This is a genomic window from Moraxella sp. CTOTU48268, assembly GCF_032069585.1.
GTDB lineage: Bacteria > Pseudomonadota > Gammaproteobacteria > Pseudomonadales > Moraxellaceae > Faucicola > Faucicola cinerea.
On the sequence record NZ_DAMALV010000001.1, the window covers coordinates 20,328 to 35,808 of the forward strand.

The 15,481-nt window shown below is 43.9% G+C and carries 15 protein-coding genes; 5 read left to right on the forward strand and 10 right to left on the reverse strand.

The annotated features are described in order from the left end of the window. Positions 1–23: 23 nt before the first annotated feature. Positions 24–428 (reverse strand): hypothetical protein, encoded by a 405-nt coding sequence (locus RT143_RS00095; protein WP_313090239.1) that lies wholly within the window; start codon positions 426–428, stop codon positions 24–26. Between the two features lie 113 nt (positions 429–541). Next, the gene (gene nhaA / locus RT143_RS00100; RefSeq protein ID WP_409519671.1) at positions 542–1,759 is read right to left on the reverse strand and encodes a Na+/H+ antiporter NhaA; all 1,218 of its coding nucleotides are present in this window, start codon (positions 1,757–1,759) and stop codon (positions 542–544) included. Positions 1,760–2,105: 346 nt separating this feature from the next. On the opposite strand from nhaA, the gene RT143_RS00105 reads away from it, so the two are divergent. Continuing rightward, positions 2,106–3,566 (forward strand): C13 family peptidase, encoded by a 1,461-nt coding sequence (locus RT143_RS00105; protein ID WP_313090243.1) that lies wholly within the window; start codon positions 2,106–2,108, stop codon positions 3,564–3,566. A gap of 213 nt (positions 3,567–3,779) precedes the next feature. On the opposite strand, the gene rpmG is transcribed toward RT143_RS00105, so the two are convergent. From rpmG to RT143_RS00125, 4 genes are all read right to left on the reverse strand, one after another. Then, positions 3,780–3,935 carry a 50S ribosomal protein L33 gene (gene rpmG, locus RT143_RS00110; protein ID WP_007116087.1) on the reverse strand — a complete coding sequence of 52 codons (156 nt, stop codon included), beginning with the start codon at positions 3,933–3,935 and terminating at the stop codon, positions 3,780–3,782. 35 nt (positions 3,936–3,970) lie between these two features. After that, the gene (rpmB, locus tag RT143_RS00115) at positions 3,971–4,207 is read right to left on the reverse strand and encodes a 50S ribosomal protein L28 (RefSeq protein WP_007116088.1); all 237 of its coding nucleotides are present in this window, start codon (positions 4,205–4,207) and stop codon (positions 3,971–3,973) included. Between the two features lie 300 nt (positions 4,208–4,507). Next, the gene (gene bioD / locus RT143_RS00120; protein WP_313090245.1) at positions 4,508–5,209 is read right to left on the reverse strand and encodes a dethiobiotin synthase; all 702 of its coding nucleotides are present in this window, start codon (positions 5,207–5,209) and stop codon (positions 4,508–4,510) included. Beyond that, positions 5,209–5,331: a hypothetical protein gene (locus tag RT143_RS00125; protein WP_313090247.1), complete on the reverse strand. Its 123-nt coding sequence runs from the start codon at positions 5,329–5,331 to the stop codon at positions 5,209–5,211. Before RT143_RS00125 ends, bioD begins: the two co-directional genes overlap by 1 nt. 134 nt (positions 5,332–5,465) lie before the next feature. Here RT143_RS00125 and RT143_RS00130 point away from each other — a divergent pair, with 134 nt between their 5' ends. Then, positions 5,466–6,431 (forward strand): ketopantoate reductase family protein, encoded by a 966-nt coding sequence (locus tag RT143_RS00130; protein ID WP_313090248.1) that lies wholly within the window; start codon positions 5,466–5,468, stop codon positions 6,429–6,431. A gap of 121 nt (positions 6,432–6,552) precedes the next feature. On the opposite strand, the gene RT143_RS00135 is transcribed toward RT143_RS00130, so the two are convergent. Next, entirely contained in the window at positions 6,553–7,191 is a 639-nt protein-coding gene (locus tag RT143_RS00135) for a glutathione S-transferase family protein (RefSeq protein ID WP_313090249.1), read from the reverse strand. Positions 7,192–7,347: 156 nt separating this feature from the next. Continuing rightward, positions 7,348–9,324 carry an oleate hydratase gene (locus tag RT143_RS00140; protein ID WP_313090250.1) on the reverse strand — a complete coding sequence of 659 codons (1,977 nt, stop codon included), beginning with the start codon at positions 9,322–9,324 and terminating at the stop codon, positions 7,348–7,350. Between the two features lie 457 nt (positions 9,325–9,781). Here RT143_RS00140 and RT143_RS00145 point away from each other — a divergent pair, with 457 nt between their 5' ends. From RT143_RS00145 to RT143_RS00155, 3 genes are all read left to right on the forward strand, one after another. Beyond that, entirely contained in the window at positions 9,782–10,078 is a 297-nt protein-coding gene (locus tag RT143_RS00145) for a Trp family transcriptional regulator (RefSeq protein ID WP_313090252.1), read from the forward strand. A gap of 266 nt (positions 10,079–10,344) precedes the next feature. Further along, entirely contained in the window at positions 10,345–11,757 is a 1,413-nt protein-coding gene (locus tag RT143_RS00150) for an anthranilate synthase component I family protein (protein ID WP_409519670.1), read from the forward strand. Positions 11,758–11,866: 109 nt separating this feature from the next. After that, the gene (locus RT143_RS00155; RefSeq protein ID WP_313090255.1) at positions 11,867–12,505 is read left to right on the forward strand and encodes an anthranilate synthase component II; all 639 of its coding nucleotides are present in this window, start codon (positions 11,867–11,869) and stop codon (positions 12,503–12,505) included. Between the two features lies 1 nt (position 12,506). Here the strand turns inward: RT143_RS00155 and RT143_RS00160 are convergent, their stop codons facing one another. Both RT143_RS00160 and speC read right to left on the reverse strand, forming a co-directional pair. After that, positions 12,507–13,019, reverse strand: coding sequence for a hypothetical protein (locus RT143_RS00160; protein WP_313090257.1), 513 nt, complete (start codon positions 13,017–13,019; stop codon positions 12,507–12,509). A gap of 193 nt (positions 13,020–13,212) precedes the next feature. After that, positions 13,213–15,372 carry an ornithine decarboxylase gene (speC, locus tag RT143_RS00165; protein WP_313090259.1) on the reverse strand — a complete coding sequence of 720 codons (2,160 nt, stop codon included), beginning with the start codon at positions 15,370–15,372 and terminating at the stop codon, positions 13,213–13,215. Between the last annotated feature and the right edge of the window lie 109 nt (positions 15,373–15,481).

Here is a 15,481-nt window from a genome sequence, read left to right on the forward strand (position 1 = left end):
CAAACTGCTTATCTAGGACTGGTCTAGGACTGGCAAATTTTATCCACCCACAGCTCATACGGATATTTTCCTAAATGTCCGTAACGTCCTTTTTCAGTTACTCGCCCTTCAATACAGACAGGTAAACTAATCGACACGCCCGTTTGACCTTGCGCTTTGGCATACTCGGCTAACAGGTTGTTTGGGTCAAATACATGGTATTTGGTGGTACCGTCATTAAATTCAGATTGCTCTAAGCTTTGGGTAAAGGTGCCTTTTAGCGTCAGCGTTTTTTTGGGCACACTCTCAATGCTTTCTTTGATATCGTTTAACTTACCATTTTGCAGCGATTGGTACGCCACGCTGGCGCAACTTGCCAATAAGCCAATTATCGCCACACCCCCGCCCAACCATGCGGCCTTTTTACCCTTTATCTTGTTAGTTAGCATGGTGTTTTCCTTATTATTGATCACAAAATTATTGGGATAAAAAAATGATAGCAATATTCGTTGCTATCATTTGTAGATTTTATTTATCGTTACCACACCCTTGGGTAAATAGCTTAGCGAATATAGGTATGGTCATCAGGATTACTCACCTGCTGTGTCAGCGCTTGGATTGGTAAGACTTTCTTGAGGTAAAAATATCCCAATATACCTGCCAATAATGACCCTAAAATAATGCCAAGTCGTTCGTCAAACGGTTTGACTTCAAGCCCCGCAAAGGCAAGCCCACCAATAAATAAACTCATGGTAAAGCCAATACCACATAAAATCGCCACGCCAAATACTTGTCGCCAATCAACATTGGTAGGCAAGCTAGCTAACCCAAGCTTGACGCCAAGCCAACTAAATAACATCACCCCAATCGGTTTGCCCAGCAGCAGCCCTAGGGCAATGCCGAGCGGTACCGTATGAAACAGCGACGACAGCCCGGTACCACCGAGATAAATGCCCGCGTTGGCAAACGCAAAAATCGGTAAAATAATAAAACTGACTGTGTCTTGCAAATCATGTTCAACCGATTCGAGGGGTGAATGCTCAGGGTGCTTGTTGTCTGTCATTGGGATAAATAGCGCAAGCAGCACACCGGCAAGCGTCGCATGTAGCCCCGACTTTAGCATGGCTGCCCATAGCAAAACGCCAATCATTATATAAGCGGTGGTGCGGGTGACGTTAAAGCGATTCATGAGCCACAATATCACCAAACATACCCCAACCCAAGCCAGTGCCGCCATGGACAGACCCGATGAGTAAAATAACGCAATAATGATAATCGCGCCAATATCATCAAAAATAGCAATCGATGCCAAAAATACTTTGAGCGCAGCGGGCACGCGATTGCCCAGTAAAGTCAGCACACCTAAGGCAAACGCAATATCTGTCGCCGCCGGAATCGCCCAACCTTTCATCAAATCTGCGTGCTGATAATTGAATGCGGCATAAAAAATCGCAGGTACCATCATGCCACCGACTGCAGCAATCGCAGGCAGGACGACTTTTTTGACGTCTGATAGCTCACCCACTAGCATTTCCCGCTTGAGCTCAAGCCCCACTAAAAAGAAAAACACCACCATCAAGCCATCGTTAATCCAGTGTAGTAAATGATGGTCGATACTAAAAGAGCCGATTTTTATCGAAATAGTCAGATGCAAAAAGTGCTCGTATATGTCACTCATCGGAGAGTTTGCTACCACCATCGCCAACACAGCGGCAAACGCCAACACGATACCCGCCGCCATATCGTGTGCCAAAAATTTTTTAAATTGGTTAAATACTATCATCCGTCTAAAACTCTTTTTAATACCATTTTTTATTTATGAAACATACCACACTTAAACCAAGTAAAATAGCCTATAATACCATCATACCATATATTTTATTATATCATATAATCTATTTTTATGATAAATAATTTCATTATTTTACGTTAATAGAAAATTTTATTCATTTAATCGCTATTTTAGATAAATTAATTTTTGGGCGTATGATTTGCTAGCGTTGATAGTTAAAATTCTAAACACGAATGATTGAGAAAGTTGTTAACACCCCATCGCTATTTTGTATTATCATTTTATCGCTACTTGCCTACCGATTTAGAATCAGCCTTTCAATAGTGTGGATATTTTGCCAACTTCTCTTACCGATCTTGATTTAACCCCGCTCAAACGTTTTTCTCATAACGTCATCGCCAATATCCGTGCCACGGGTCACATGCTAATAGGTTCAAAACGTGCGTTTTATTGGGTTAAGCCCACCGTATGGCAGTTTTTATTGTTTGGATTGACGGCACTGGCGAGTAATTTGCTGTTTTCGTGGCTCGTTGCTGAAGATGCCACCCATTTTAATCCACAAGGTCTGATTAGTTATTTGGTATGGCCGATGGTGATGTTGGTGGCAGGATTGATTCTTGCCAAACGGCATTTTAATGCCATGCTGATTTTTGTGCCGGCGATTTTGTGGCTGTGTGCTGACACCTTTATGATGCTGGTGCAAAGCTTGATTCAGTTTATCTCAGACTTGGGCTGGCTACCTGAATGGACGTTTGATACGATTGGTATTGTGTTCGTATTGGCGTTTGTCTGGCAGTCGTTATCGCTGCTGTGGATTTTTGGCAATCAATTACGCTGGTCATGGATTGAGCGTGTGCTGATTATGCTAGGTGCGTTTGCCGTACTCAGTGTTTGGCAAAAAAACGTGCAATCTGAGCCGATTTTTCAATCCGACCCCGTCGAGCCCGTGGTCACTGAAGCGGCATTTTATGCGCAGCCTGAGCTTCTGACCGATATGCTAAATAACGTGCAGCCGCAACGCCCGACTATACATGATTGGTACTTTATGGGTGTTGCAGGTCATGGCGAGCAAGATGTGTTCCGGTCAGAAATTGAGCTGACCAAAGCATACTTTGACCATCAATTTGGCACAGCAGGACGCTCGGTGGAACTCATTAACAACGCCAACACCCTGTCTGCGCTACCGATTGCCAGTAAAACCAGTATTGAACGCGCCTTGCAAAGTATCGCCAAAAAAATGGATGTCAATGAAGACGTGCTATTTTTGACCTTGACCTCGCATGGGGGTGACGAGGTGATTGAGATGTCCAACCCACCGCTAGCGCTCGATAATGTCGATGCCAAATGGCTACGCCAATCATTGGATAAATCTGGCATTAAATGGCGCGTCATTGTGGTATCCGCCTGTTATTCTGGCTCGTTTATCAATGAGTTAAAATCGCCAGACACCCTCGTCATTACTGCCTCAGCGGCGAACAAATCATCGTTTGGCTGTTCTAATGAAGCCGAATATACTTACTTTGGACAAGCATTTTTTGCTGAAAGCTTACCCAAGCTTCGCCGTTTTCAACCTGCGTTTGAAGCCGCCAGCAAACGCATTGCTGAACGGGAAAAAATGATGGGCTTTGAACCGTCTGAGCCACAATTGGTGATGGGTGAGGCTATTAAAGCGAGATTGCCAGAGTTTGAAAACAGTCTTAAACCCTTACCTGCGGTTGTCATAGCGCCATCGACTGCCGCCAGTGCTACTAGTAGCGATGCCAATAGCTTAAGTAGCCACCAATTGGATAAGTAACATCGGCTGCCTTGGCTGTTTTAGCTACCAAGATACATTGCAACTCGTCTTACCATCCATCACAGTAGCGATTGGGAGCAACTGATATTTGCTGCCAATTTTTTAGCGATTTTATAATTTTTGTGCATAAAACTTTTGGACATAAAAAAGTGGGTTAACCTGAGTTACCCACTTTTTTATCAAATAGCGCGTCAAATAGACTGTATCAGTCAATTATTTGATTTTAGCTTCTTTGAATACAACATGTTGACGTACCACTGGATCAAATTTTTTGATTTCCATTTTGTTTGGCATGGTACGTTTGTTTTTGGTCGTGGTGTAAAAATAACCCGTACCTGCAGTTGAAACTAATTTGATTTTATCACGCATCGCAATTGCTCCCTAAGAATATGAAAAGGCAAAAATTAGATTTTTTCGCCACGAGCACGCATATCAGTTAAAACTTGGTCAATACCAACTTTATCAATGATACGCATACCTTTGGTAGTCAAGCGAAGCTTAACAAAGCGGTTTTCGCTCTCTACCCAAAAACGATGGGTGTGTAGATTTGGTAGAAAACGACGGCGGGTTTTGTTGTTTGCGTGAGAAACATTGTTACCTACCGCTGGGCGTTTTCCAGTCACTTGGCATACTCGAGACATGGCTTACTCCTAATCGGTGTGCATGAGGGCTGCTCATGCCTGTCACAACTGATACTCGCACATCTCGCATATCATTGAAGCTAAAAAAGCTAGGGTTTCAACGATTCTAGTGTTGAGTATCTCAGTTTGAATCAATAATTAATCTTTTGGCGGCGCACTTAAAATTAGCTACTCACGGCTAGTCACTTGACTTGCGTCAATCAAAACCATTTTAAGCAAGCGTCAAAAAATCGCTAGTAAATTTAAAGCCGCTATTTATACCATAACTTATGCCAAAATGCAATGTGATTGGATAAAAATTTAATGGGTTAAAACGCCTTGTTTGACCATCAAGGGTGGCGGGTTTTGATACCCACTAGACTGGCGTAAAATTTGCTGACTTAACCAGTCAATTTGCGCATCGACAAACGGCGTGTCGGTCTGTAATTGATTAAAAATAACCAAAGCGACTTTTAGCCCTGCTTGCCAAATTGCTTGTAGGGTTAGCATGGCATGATTAAGGCTACCAAGCTTGATACCGACGACCAGGATGACAGGGTATTTGAGCGAGGCTGCCACATCAGCAAGCGTTTCTTGCTCATTAATAGGGGTAAACCAGCCGCCTGCCCCTTCAACCAAAATCACATCGGCAGGATAGGCTGCGATGGACTTATGGATGGTATCGACTAATTGGGTGTTGGTGAGTGTCACGCCATCAAGCTGCGCGGCGATATGCGGTGAGCAAGGTGTCGCTAGCTGGATAGGCGCAATGGCAGACAGCGGTGGTTTGACATTGGCAAATTGATTGATGCGCCTTGCATCATCGCTATATGTTTGCCCGTTGTCATCGGTTTCTAGACCTGCGGTGACTGGCTTGATGGCATATACACTTTTGCTTTGCTGAGCTATATTCTTGACCAATTGCGCTGTGGTGGTGGTTTTACCGATTTCGGTATCGGTACCTGTGACAAAATACGCGCCGTTTAGTGAAGATGCAGCATCGTTAACATTGGATAGATTCATTATTTCTTACTTGCTTTATGGTTAATGATTTGGGTGGTTTTTTGAGCTGATTGGGTGATTTTTTCAATTCTTTGCTCAAACGCTGGCATGAGTTCTTGCAAAGTTTGTTGCTGATTTTTCATAAGCAGCCCATAAACAACCCATAAGCACAGCCATGTTTAATAATTTCATTGTGATTCCTTTTTTAAAATACGTGCAAAAATCTGCTAAACTTTATCACAACTCTAATGAATGTCGCAAAATAACAGGAAAAAAGATGAACGATTCACCGATTATTGCCATTGTTGGATTTGGCTCATTAGGGGCGTTATTTGCAAGTCTATTAGCCCCAAATATGCCTTTTGAGAACCTGCGTATCGTCGCCGATAGTGACCGTATCAGCCGCTACCAACAGCAAGGTTTATTGGTGAATGGCGAGCCATTAACACTCAACTATGTCACACCAAATGCAAGCCCTCATTCCAACCTAAGTCCTGCCGATTTGGTGATGGTATGTACCAAATTTTATCAGTTAAACGCGGTGTTACCGCTCATCAAAAGTCAACTTGGCGACAATACACTGATCGTTTCTGCCCTAAACGGTATCGCCAGCGAAAAAGTGTTGGCAAACGCCTTTGGTGACGAGCGCATTGTGTATTGTGTGGCGCAGCAAATGGACGCCATGAAAAATGAGCCGCATGAAAAAAAAAATGGGCAAAATGGTAGCCAACTGATTTATCGCGATCATGGACAATTGGTCATTGGCACGATGACAAATGATAGCGCTGAACGGGCACGCGTGCAACAAGTCGATGCCCTCTTTAATCAAGTCAATTTTCCGCATTCAGTGAGCGATGATATGCCGCGTCAATTGTGGGGCAAATTGATGCTAAATACCGGCGTCAATCAAACCGTGGCATTGTATCAAGGCACCTTTGATACCGTGCAACAAGCGGGTGAAGCGCGTGAAATGTTCAAAGCCGCCATGCGTGAAGTGATGGCAGTGGCACACGCTGAAGGCGTAACTTTGACCGAGGAAGATTTCAAAAAATGGTTGGCAATTATGGATGCGCTGGATCCCAAAGGCATGCCCTCGATGCGGCAGGATTTAAAAGCAGGGCGACGCTGTGAGCTTGATTTGTTTGCAGGGACGATTCGCGAATTGGGTGATAAGCATGGCATTGACACGCCGGTTAATGACATCCTATATGATGGCATTAGTGCATTAATGGCTAACAATTAGTCTTAATGACAACCCTGGCGCTATTGAAAAAAGCGCTGCAAAAAACGCTGGCTAGAAGTGATGGATAACCACTACAAATAAAAAAAGGGCATCTAGTTTGCCCTTTTTATGTCAACAACCGTTATTTTTTACCAAAACGCTCACTCATTTGTGCATAAAAACGTGCCACATTATCACCCACCACACTGGCATCTTTTGGATTAAACTTCATCACTCGCCCAAAATCCAAGCCAACATACAACACGATATCAGCGAAGGTGAGTCGATCACCGAGCAAATATTTATGACTCGATAATAGCTTGTCAAAGTACGGCAATGCTTTTTTGACGCGGTTGATGCTCTCTTCTGCCATACCAGGCACTTGGTTGCCCACCGACGCGCGAGATGGATGCCCATGCTGGAAAGCTAGCATCATGTTATAAAGCACATGAAACTCCGCATTGCGTGACATCGCGGTGATTTTGGCGCGCTGTATAGGATCTGAGCCCATCACTTGCTTACCATTGCCTGCGAGTCGAATATCAAGGTATTCACAAATGGCATGTGAATCATTAAGCACAGTGCCATCATCAAGCACTAATACAGGCAACAGCCCCAGTGGATTGACCGCCAAAAACTCCGGCGAGTTTTGCTCATTTTTGCCAATATCTACGTTGATGACTTGTAAATTATGAATATCATTGATATCAAGTTCTTTGACTTTTAACAATAAGTCGACCTTGCGCGGGTTTGGCGGGGCATTCATGGTATATAGTTTCATCACTTGTTCCTTTATGATGTGTGATTTTAGCTTTAATATACTTGAAACCACCGTTTTACGAAATAGGGTTTTTAGGCGCAAAGGAAATTTTATTGATAAAAAATCCCCCTGACGGCAGGAGGATTTTTCGGTTTGATGACAAAAGCGTATCAAAGCTTATTTTTTATCCTGCGCTTTTTGCTCATCTTTTTGCCCTTCTTTATGCCAAAAGGCTTTAACTACTTCAAATTGCTCAGCAAGCGTCTGCATCAACGAGCTGTCTTTGGGCGCTTTTTTGGCGACGGGTGGCAAGATGTGCTCATAATAGGTATTGGCGAGCACTCGGCGCAGTATGCCTTCGCCGATGAAGCCTTGGTCATCGTTGAGTGTACTGGCAGAGCGGAGCATGTTGCGAATATCGTATTGGGTTGGCACGATATCAGGCACTTGCTTGTTGCTATCTGTGAGGGTGTACACCGCAACCCGCGCCGAGCGTACCGAAGTTTCAACGGTGAACACCACATCATTATTGGTTTCAACAAATTGACCGATGAGACCTAAATTGGTGCAGCCTTCGGGTACGATTTGTGGACGGTCGCCTTTGGCACGTGGCATAAACATCGAAGTGATATACGGCATATAGGCGGTGTTAGCGATAGTATTGGCTAAAATATCATCTTTTTGCTCGAGCAAATCTAGGTGGTATAGTAGCTCCGTCACAATTTCATGCCCCGTACACTCTGGCATGGTTTTTGGCACATAGTTGCCTTTTTTATCCATCAATAGCCCATACACCCATATCACCACCACGTCTTTGGGTTGGTCAGGAAATTGCGGTTGGCGGTTAATAGTAAAGCTCATAAGCCAGTTGGAATCGGTGATGGTAACAATACCGCCTGTGACTGTTTTGCCTGATAGCGGCGGATTGACACAGTATTTTTCGCTGATTTTGCGTAAAAGCGCCGAGTCTTTGCAGGTTAATGTTGCTGACATCCAGGCAGATTTGGGTACATGGCGGTTAAATTTTTCTGGACGACCAAACACTGGCGATTGTTTGGCAAGGTCATTCCACAGGACCCAACCTTTCGTTTTTCCCATTTTATCATCAGTTAGACGGACATCAGGCGCAGTATCACTGGTGCCATAGCGCGTATCTTCCGTCATTGACCCTGTGGTAATAATCACAAAATCATTGTCCCGTACAGGGATATGGACTTGTTGACCTTGTTGGATAGTTGTCAGCCCTTTAACGATTTTTTTGTCGCCTTGCTGCTCAAAATCAACCGCGGTCACTAACGTGTCACTTTGTAGTTTGACGCCTTTATTGATTAAAAATTTTTGCGCAGGTACCACAAAGCTATCGTATTGGTTGTATTTGGCAAATAACAGGGTCGACATATCTTTGATACCATCTAAGGCTTCCAAAAACCGATGCATATAAAGTTTACACTCAAGTAAGCTGTGCCAGTTTTCAAAAGCAAACATACTACGCCATAGCGTCCAAAAATTACTGTCCAAAAAACTCTGGCTAAAGTAATCTTCGATGGTGAGATTATCGAGTTCGTCTTGATTTTTTAGTAATAAGCGGACGATGGCAAGTTGGTCGGCTTTGCTAAGATTAAACTTGTGAAAATCTTTGATGTCACCTTTGTTATGAATCAACCGTGCTTTGGAATAGTTGGGGTCATTGTCATTGATCAGGCGGTATTCATCAAGCACTGAATAAGGCTCTGGTAGCTCTAGCGCCGGTATATCTTGGAACATATCCCAAAAATTCTCATAGGTGGTAATCATCTCACGACCGCCCCGCATGATATAACCGTCTTTGGCATTACCAGCGCCATCGAGCGAGCCGCCTTGCACCGCTAATTCTTCTAAAAAGGTAATATTCTCGCCTGGGATATGGGCATCTCGGATAAAATAATACGCCGCTGCCAACCCGCCAATACCACCGCCGACGATATAGACTTTACTGTCTTTAAAACGTCCGGTATCAAAACCGATATTACGCTGATAGTTACCACGGGCATCGCTAAAAGGCATCGAATTGCCAGATTGGTTGGATTGATAAGCCGCGCGCTGTGGCTGATGATCGACCTTTTTAAAAACCAGATTGTTCAAAAATTCACTGTTGTTCTTAGCGTTGGTTGTCATAATGAAGTGCCCTATTTTGAATAAGATAAGTGTTGAATAACATTAGCGTTAACTAACTCTTTAAACCGCGTTGCTACCCTTTGACATTGACCTTAACTGCCCATTCTTAATTGCCCATTAAGACTGCTACACAATAACTAAAGATAACGGCGCGGTTATAGTAACTATGACTGATAGTCATTATTTATAATTAATAAACTCACTTAGATTTTTAACTAAGCAATTTTATTATAACCACATTGTATAACCACGCTAAAGCGACTTTGTGTCGATTAAGCTTTGATTAAATATTCAGTTATTTGCGTTTTTGTAATCAAAAGTAACCAGTCATCGCACCTCTTTAGTTTTCTAAAGGGATAAAAATCGATTGAGTTCACTTGCTAAACTTCGTAAAATGTATCACTATACTAGAACATTGAAATGCTTTACTTGTTATCTTATACTCAAAAAAACTACTATGCCGCACACTTCGCCATCATCCCTATCCGCCTATGATTATTTGGTTGAGCTATTGAGCCAAACCGATGATAGTGACTTTATCCGCGAAATTTTGGCAGCGCTCCTGACTGAAAAAGAACAAAAAGAAATCGCCAATCGCATTCAGATTTTTGCCTTGTTTCAGCAAGCGCTACCACAACGCGAAATCGCTGAGCGCTTGGGGGTGGGCATTGCAACCGTATCACGGGGTGCCAAAGCGTATGGACAACACGATATTAACCAATTATTGCCAAATCTGAGTCATTTAACCCAATAAGTCTGTGATAATGGCTTTAAGAGTCAATAAGCCCATCACAGTAGCATACTTTGGGGTGACATACTTTGGGTGATTAGAAGGACGATGAAAATCAGCGTGAAAATAACTGGCATGACATAAAAGAGTTGCAAGCAGGGGTTAATCTGATTACAATGTATCATCATACTAGAACACTGAAACATTGATTAAAATTTAAGATAGGGTAAATTTAAGCCGCTATAAATTTAAGATACGGTAAATTTAGGACACTATAAATTTAAGACACCATGATGACTACACACGCCAAACCGCCCAAAATCGCCCTTGCCAGCAAACCAAGCCTGATTAAACTTGCACAAGACATTGATTTTTTTGAACTCTTTAAACGTATTGAAGCCAAATACGCTACCTGTTTTTTACTGGAATCGTTGGGCGAAGAAAGCTATATCTCACGTCATCATGCCATCGGCTTTGACCCTGCGATGACGGTAGTAGCAAAAGACCGCCATACCTTGACTATCACCAACAATCGCACGGGGGAAAGCACGGATTATACCTGTGACAATCCTTACCAACTACTGCGCGAAATCACCCCACAACATGTAATTTCACGTAGCCATACCGGCGGATTGGTCGGTTTTTTGGGATTTGATAGTGTCAATTTTTTTGAGCCGACCCTGAATATTCAAACCAGTGATGATTTCGAGCCGTTCAAATTCGGGGTGTACTTAGATGGGTTAAGCCTTGATAAGATGACCGGTGAAATTTTTTATTATTATTACGATACCGACCACCAAAGCAATCGTATTGACGAAATTAAGTCATTATTGAACGCTATTTCGCCTGACTATACGCAGCCCACTGCTGAGCACTTGGGCGATGGGATGAACCGCGAGCAACATGCGGCAGCGGTGATGAAAGTCAAAGAAGACATTAAAGCTGGGCTGATCTTCCAGTGTGAAGTGGGTTTCAAGTCGCATTATCGCATCCAAGGCGATAGCATGCCAATTTATAGTAAACTGCGCGAAGTCAACCCGTCACCGCATATGTACTATGTCAAATTTGGCGCCCAAAAAATCATCGGCGCATCGCCTGAGTTGTTGTTCCGATTGCGCAATGGTGAGATGGAAACCTTCCCACTGGCAGGCACCACCAAACGTGGCAAGGATGAGACCGAAGATCGCCAATTAGCGCGCGCCTTGCTCAATGACCCCAAAGAAATCGCTGAACATAATATGTTGGTGGACTTACATCGTAATGATATCGGGCGGGTGGCACGCTTTGGGACGGTAAAAGTGCGTAACTTAATGGATATCAAGCGCTTTTCACATGTCCAGCATATCTCCAGTGAAATCGTCGGCATTCTTGACCCTAATCATGATATGTTTACCGCGCTTGCCAGTAATTTTCCCGCAGGCACACTATCGGGTGCACCCAAAATTGAAGCGATGAAAATTATAAATACGCTAGAACCCGATGGTCGCGGCGCTTACGGTGGCGCACTCGGTCAGTTTTGTTTTAATGGGGACTGTATTTTTGCTATCCCGATTCGGTCGCTGTTTATCAACGGCGAAAAAGCGTATGCGCAAACTTGCGGCGGCAATGTGTATGACTCCAATCCTGAAGACGAATATGAAGAAATCGTACGAAAATTGTCTGCGATGAAAGTTGTACTATCCAATTTTGCGCCAGTGCAGTAAAGTCTGCTCCATCATGACGATACGCCAACTAGATACGTATGATAGCGATGTATATCAGCAGTATTTTAAACGTTTACAATAACCGCCAAACCTATTTTTAGAGTTGACTATGCAAGTGTTAATTATTGATAACTACGATTCTTTTACCTTTAACCTATACCAATATATTGGTGAGATTTTAGCCGCAGACAATCAGCCTTTCAATGTGGTTGTGAAACGCAATAATGAGATTAGCTTGGCGGATATCCAAGCCATGAATCCTGACCGCATTATCATCTCGCCCGGTCCTGGCTCGCCCGATGACCCTGCGTATTTTGGTGTGTGTGGCGACGTCATTACTGAGCTTGGCAAAACCATACCGCTACTAGGCGTGTGTCTTGGCATGCAGGGCATTGCACATTTTTTTGGTGGTCAAGTGGTGCGAGCCAATGTCCCAATGCATGGCAAGACGTCACCGATTCGCCACGATGGTCAAGGCGTGTATCAGGGCTTGCCACAGCAGCTTGACATCATGCGTTATCACTCACTGATGGTCGATGCCGCCTCACTCCCCGATTGCTTGGTAGTGACCAGCGTGGTATCTAGTGAGCAACATAGTGATGAAAACCTCAAAGATGCCAGTCTAGCAGGCGATGAAATCATGGGCATCCGCCACCGTGACTATCCGATTCAAGGGGTGCAATATCACCCAGAATCCTTCGCCACCGAAGGGGCGAAAACCTTGCTAAAAAACTTTTTGTTAGGGTAATTTACAACATCAACAAAATCACCGACAACACCGCCCCAACAGCAACAAACGCCAAACTACGTTTAAAGATTTTTGAACTTGGGGCAAATAAAAAGAAACTCGACACCACAAAAAACAATAAACTCATGCCAAACAATACATTGAGGCCACCCATGCTACCTTTAGAGGGCGCTTTATGAAAATTCACCATTTTATCTAATACCACGGGCAGTTTTTTGCTGGTATAAGTCACCTCACCGGTTTTAACGTTGTACTGTCCATCTTTAAAAAGCTGTATATCACCCTGCTGCTCCCTAAAATCGATGTTTTTCATTTTTAGGGTTTTGGCTAAATTTTTTTCATCAAGATTGGTTGCCACGACTTGCTTGATAGTTTTTGAAGATTTTAAAAAATCAGTGTCGCGAAATACCAGCAACATGCCACTTAGCGAATAGACCAGCATAATGCCAACCATAAAGAATCCAACATAGCGGTGCCCAAGCCTCATGTAGATACGAAAATCTTTCATTGTCATTGTTTGACTGCCTCTTAAAAAATTGAGCCGTCATTATCCAATAATAGATTGAGAATGTAAATAATAATGATTATCATTTAATTAAATAACATCGCACCTAGCTACACAGACCAATTTTTGCGTCATTGGTTACTCCTGCAAACGCGCCAAATATAGACTTCACCGAGAAAGCCTATGAATCAAAAACCGTCAATCAAATTTGGTGAGACTGTTTTAACACATAGGCATAGGCAATCTTTTTACCTTGGTCGTCATACTCCCAGTACACGCCCTGCACTTCTGGCTCAAAGCCTGGCAAGCGATTAACCCCTTCTTGCAGTGCCAAGAAATAATCAAGCACCGCCCCATCCCATACTTCGCCAGGCACGATACAGTACACCCCTGGTGGATACGGTAGCGCCCCTTCCATCGCCACCCGTCCGCGAATTTCTGTTAGCGCAACCAGCTCAACCTCATTACGGATAAAGGCGTTATGGGCATCAAACGCGCTTATAGCAACTTTGGGACGATGCTCGCGCTCAAACATTTGTTTTTGTCGTTTATTCAGCTGATGCTTGGCATAGAAGTTATGCATCAGTTGGCATAGTTCATTGATGGTCAGTTTACGGTACTGCGGATATGCCTTAGCCAGTGTCGGCAACACTTGGGTGACGGGGCTGTTTTCGCGAATGTGTTTTTCAAAACTGACGATACGGGCGACCAAGTGCTGGAATTTTGCCAAGGTTTCGGCAGGTGTCAGTAAGAATAAAATTGAGTTTAAATCGGCTTTTTCTGGAATGACTGAGCTTTCACGCAGATAATGCGCCAAAATCGCGGCAGGAATCCCTGTTGGTTCATACTCACCGGTTTGCATATTAATGCCCGGCGTGGTCAGTAGCAATTTACAGGGGTCGATAAAGTATTGGTCATCGGCATAATGCTGAAAATCATGCCAACGCGCGCCTGCCTCAAAGCGGAAGAAACGAATATCATGAGCAATGGTTTCGGTATCGTAGTCTTGCCAAGCTTGCCCATCTACTGTAGGCGGAACAAACGGCAAAATCATGGTACAAGTGTCTAGCAGCATTTTACGTGCTTCGATACCACCGATGACACACTCATGCCACATGCGCTGACCGGCTTTACCTTCATGCATTTTGGCATTAACATCAAGTGAGGCAAACAACGGGTAAAACGGCGAGGTCGACACGTGCATCATAAACGAGTTATTAAAGCGTTTGTGATTGACATAACGGGCTTGCCCGCTGATATGGTTATCTTTTTTATGGATTTGTGAGGCTTGAGAAAAGCCCGCTTGTTGCTTGTGTACCGATTGGGTGACCAAAATTCCAGGATCATTTTCACCCAGCTCAAGTAGCAGGGGCGAGCAATCACGCATCATCGGGATAAACTGCTCATAACCCACCCAAGCACTGTCAAACAAGATATAGTCACACAGATGCCCGATGCGATCCACCACTTGGCGGGCGTTATAAATAGTGCCATCATACGTGCCCAGCTGAATTACCGCCAAGCGAAATGGGCGGGCATCATCCGCTTTATCGGGCGCAACTTCACGAATACGCTCACGGATTTCGGCTTCATCAAAACAATGGGCAGGAATGCCGCCAATCAAACCATAAGCATTGCGGTCGGTCTCTAAATACACAGGCGTACCACCTGCCATGGTTAAGGCGCCTTGGTACACAGATTTGTGATTGTTACGGTCAAACAGCACCAAATCACCATGCGCCACTAAGGCACCAATCGCAATTTTATTGGAAGAGGAAGTGCCGTTGAGCACAAAGTAGGTTTTATCCGCATTAAAAACTTTCGCTGCATGCGCTTGTGCCTCAAAAGCTGGGCCTTCATGAATCAGCAAATCGCCGAGACGGACATCGGCATTACAAGAGTCGGCACGAAACAGCGTTTCCCCAAAGTATAAATAAAAGCGTCTGCCAGAAGGATGCTTACGAAAAAACTGTCCGCCTTGGTGCCCAGGACAGTCAAACGCCGCATTGCCATAGTCAGTGTAGTCCATCAAGGCTTGGAAAAAAGGCGGATCGAGCGTGGCGATGTAATCTGCCGCTGCCGCATTGACCAATTGTCCATTATAAAACTTTTGATCATCCGCCAACTCTAGCACACCATACACATTGGGTAGCCATTCATCAGGCACTACATCACCATATTCAATCGCCACAAATATCGGAATAGCAAACCCCAAATCTTCAATATCTTGATACACACGCGGCAAGTCTGTCATCGTGACCACAATTGCTGCAATATTGGTATAGTCGGTCGATTCAATATCGATGGTACGATAATTAAGATTTAGGGCGTATTCGATGCCATCACTGATGACTACTTTCATAATTATTTTCCTTGCTGCAACCGTGTCAGTTGCCAAAACGCCATCATCGTTGTCATAAAATGGCATTAATAAAATAAGCGGTTGAAAAGATGAATAGTAACGTAAAACT

Bases quoted from the DNA above. Each gene is read 5' to 3' on its own strand.
- RT143_RS00095 (WP_313090239.1), bottom strand. From the start codon at position 428: ATGCTAACTAACAAGATAAAGGGTAAAAAGGCCGCATGGTTGGGCGGG.
- rpmG (WP_007116087.1), bottom strand. From the start codon at position 3,935: ATGCGTGATAAAATCAAATTAGTTTCAACTGCAGGTACGGGTTATTTT.
- rpmB (WP_007116088.1), bottom strand. From the start codon at position 4,207: ATGTCTCGAGTATGCCAAGTGACTGGAAAACGCCCAGCGGTAGGTAAC.
- bioD (WP_313090245.1), bottom strand. From the start codon at position 5,209: ATGAATCTATCCAATGTTAACGATGCTGCATCTTCACTAAACGGCGCG.
- RT143_RS00125 (WP_313090247.1), bottom strand. From the start codon at position 5,331: ATGAAAAATCAGCAACAAACTTTGCAAGAACTCATGCCAGCGTTTGAG.
- RT143_RS00130 (WP_313090248.1), top strand. From the start codon at position 5,466: ATGAACGATTCACCGATTATTGCCATTGTTGGATTTGGCTCATTAGGG.
- RT143_RS00135 (WP_313090249.1), bottom strand. From the start codon at position 7,191: ATGAAACTATATACCATGAATGCCCCGCCAAACCCGCGCAAGGTCGAC.
- RT143_RS00140 (WP_313090250.1), bottom strand. From the start codon at position 9,324: ATGACAACCAACGCTAAGAACAACAGTGAATTTTTGAACAATCTGGTT.
- RT143_RS00145 (WP_313090252.1), top strand. From the start codon at position 9,782: ATGCCGCACACTTCGCCATCATCCCTATCCGCCTATGATTATTTGGTT.
- RT143_RS00150 (WP_409519670.1), top strand. From the start codon at position 10,345: ATGATGACTACACACGCCAAACCGCCCAAAATCGCCCTTGCCAGCAAA.
- RT143_RS00155 (WP_313090255.1), top strand. From the start codon at position 11,867: ATGCAAGTGTTAATTATTGATAACTACGATTCTTTTACCTTTAACCTA.
- RT143_RS00160 (WP_313090257.1), bottom strand. From the start codon at position 13,019: ATGACAATGAAAGATTTTCGTATCTACATGAGGCTTGGGCACCGCTAT.
- speC (WP_313090259.1), bottom strand. From the start codon at position 15,372: ATGAAAGTAGTCATCAGTGATGGCATCGAATACGCCCTAAATCTTAAT.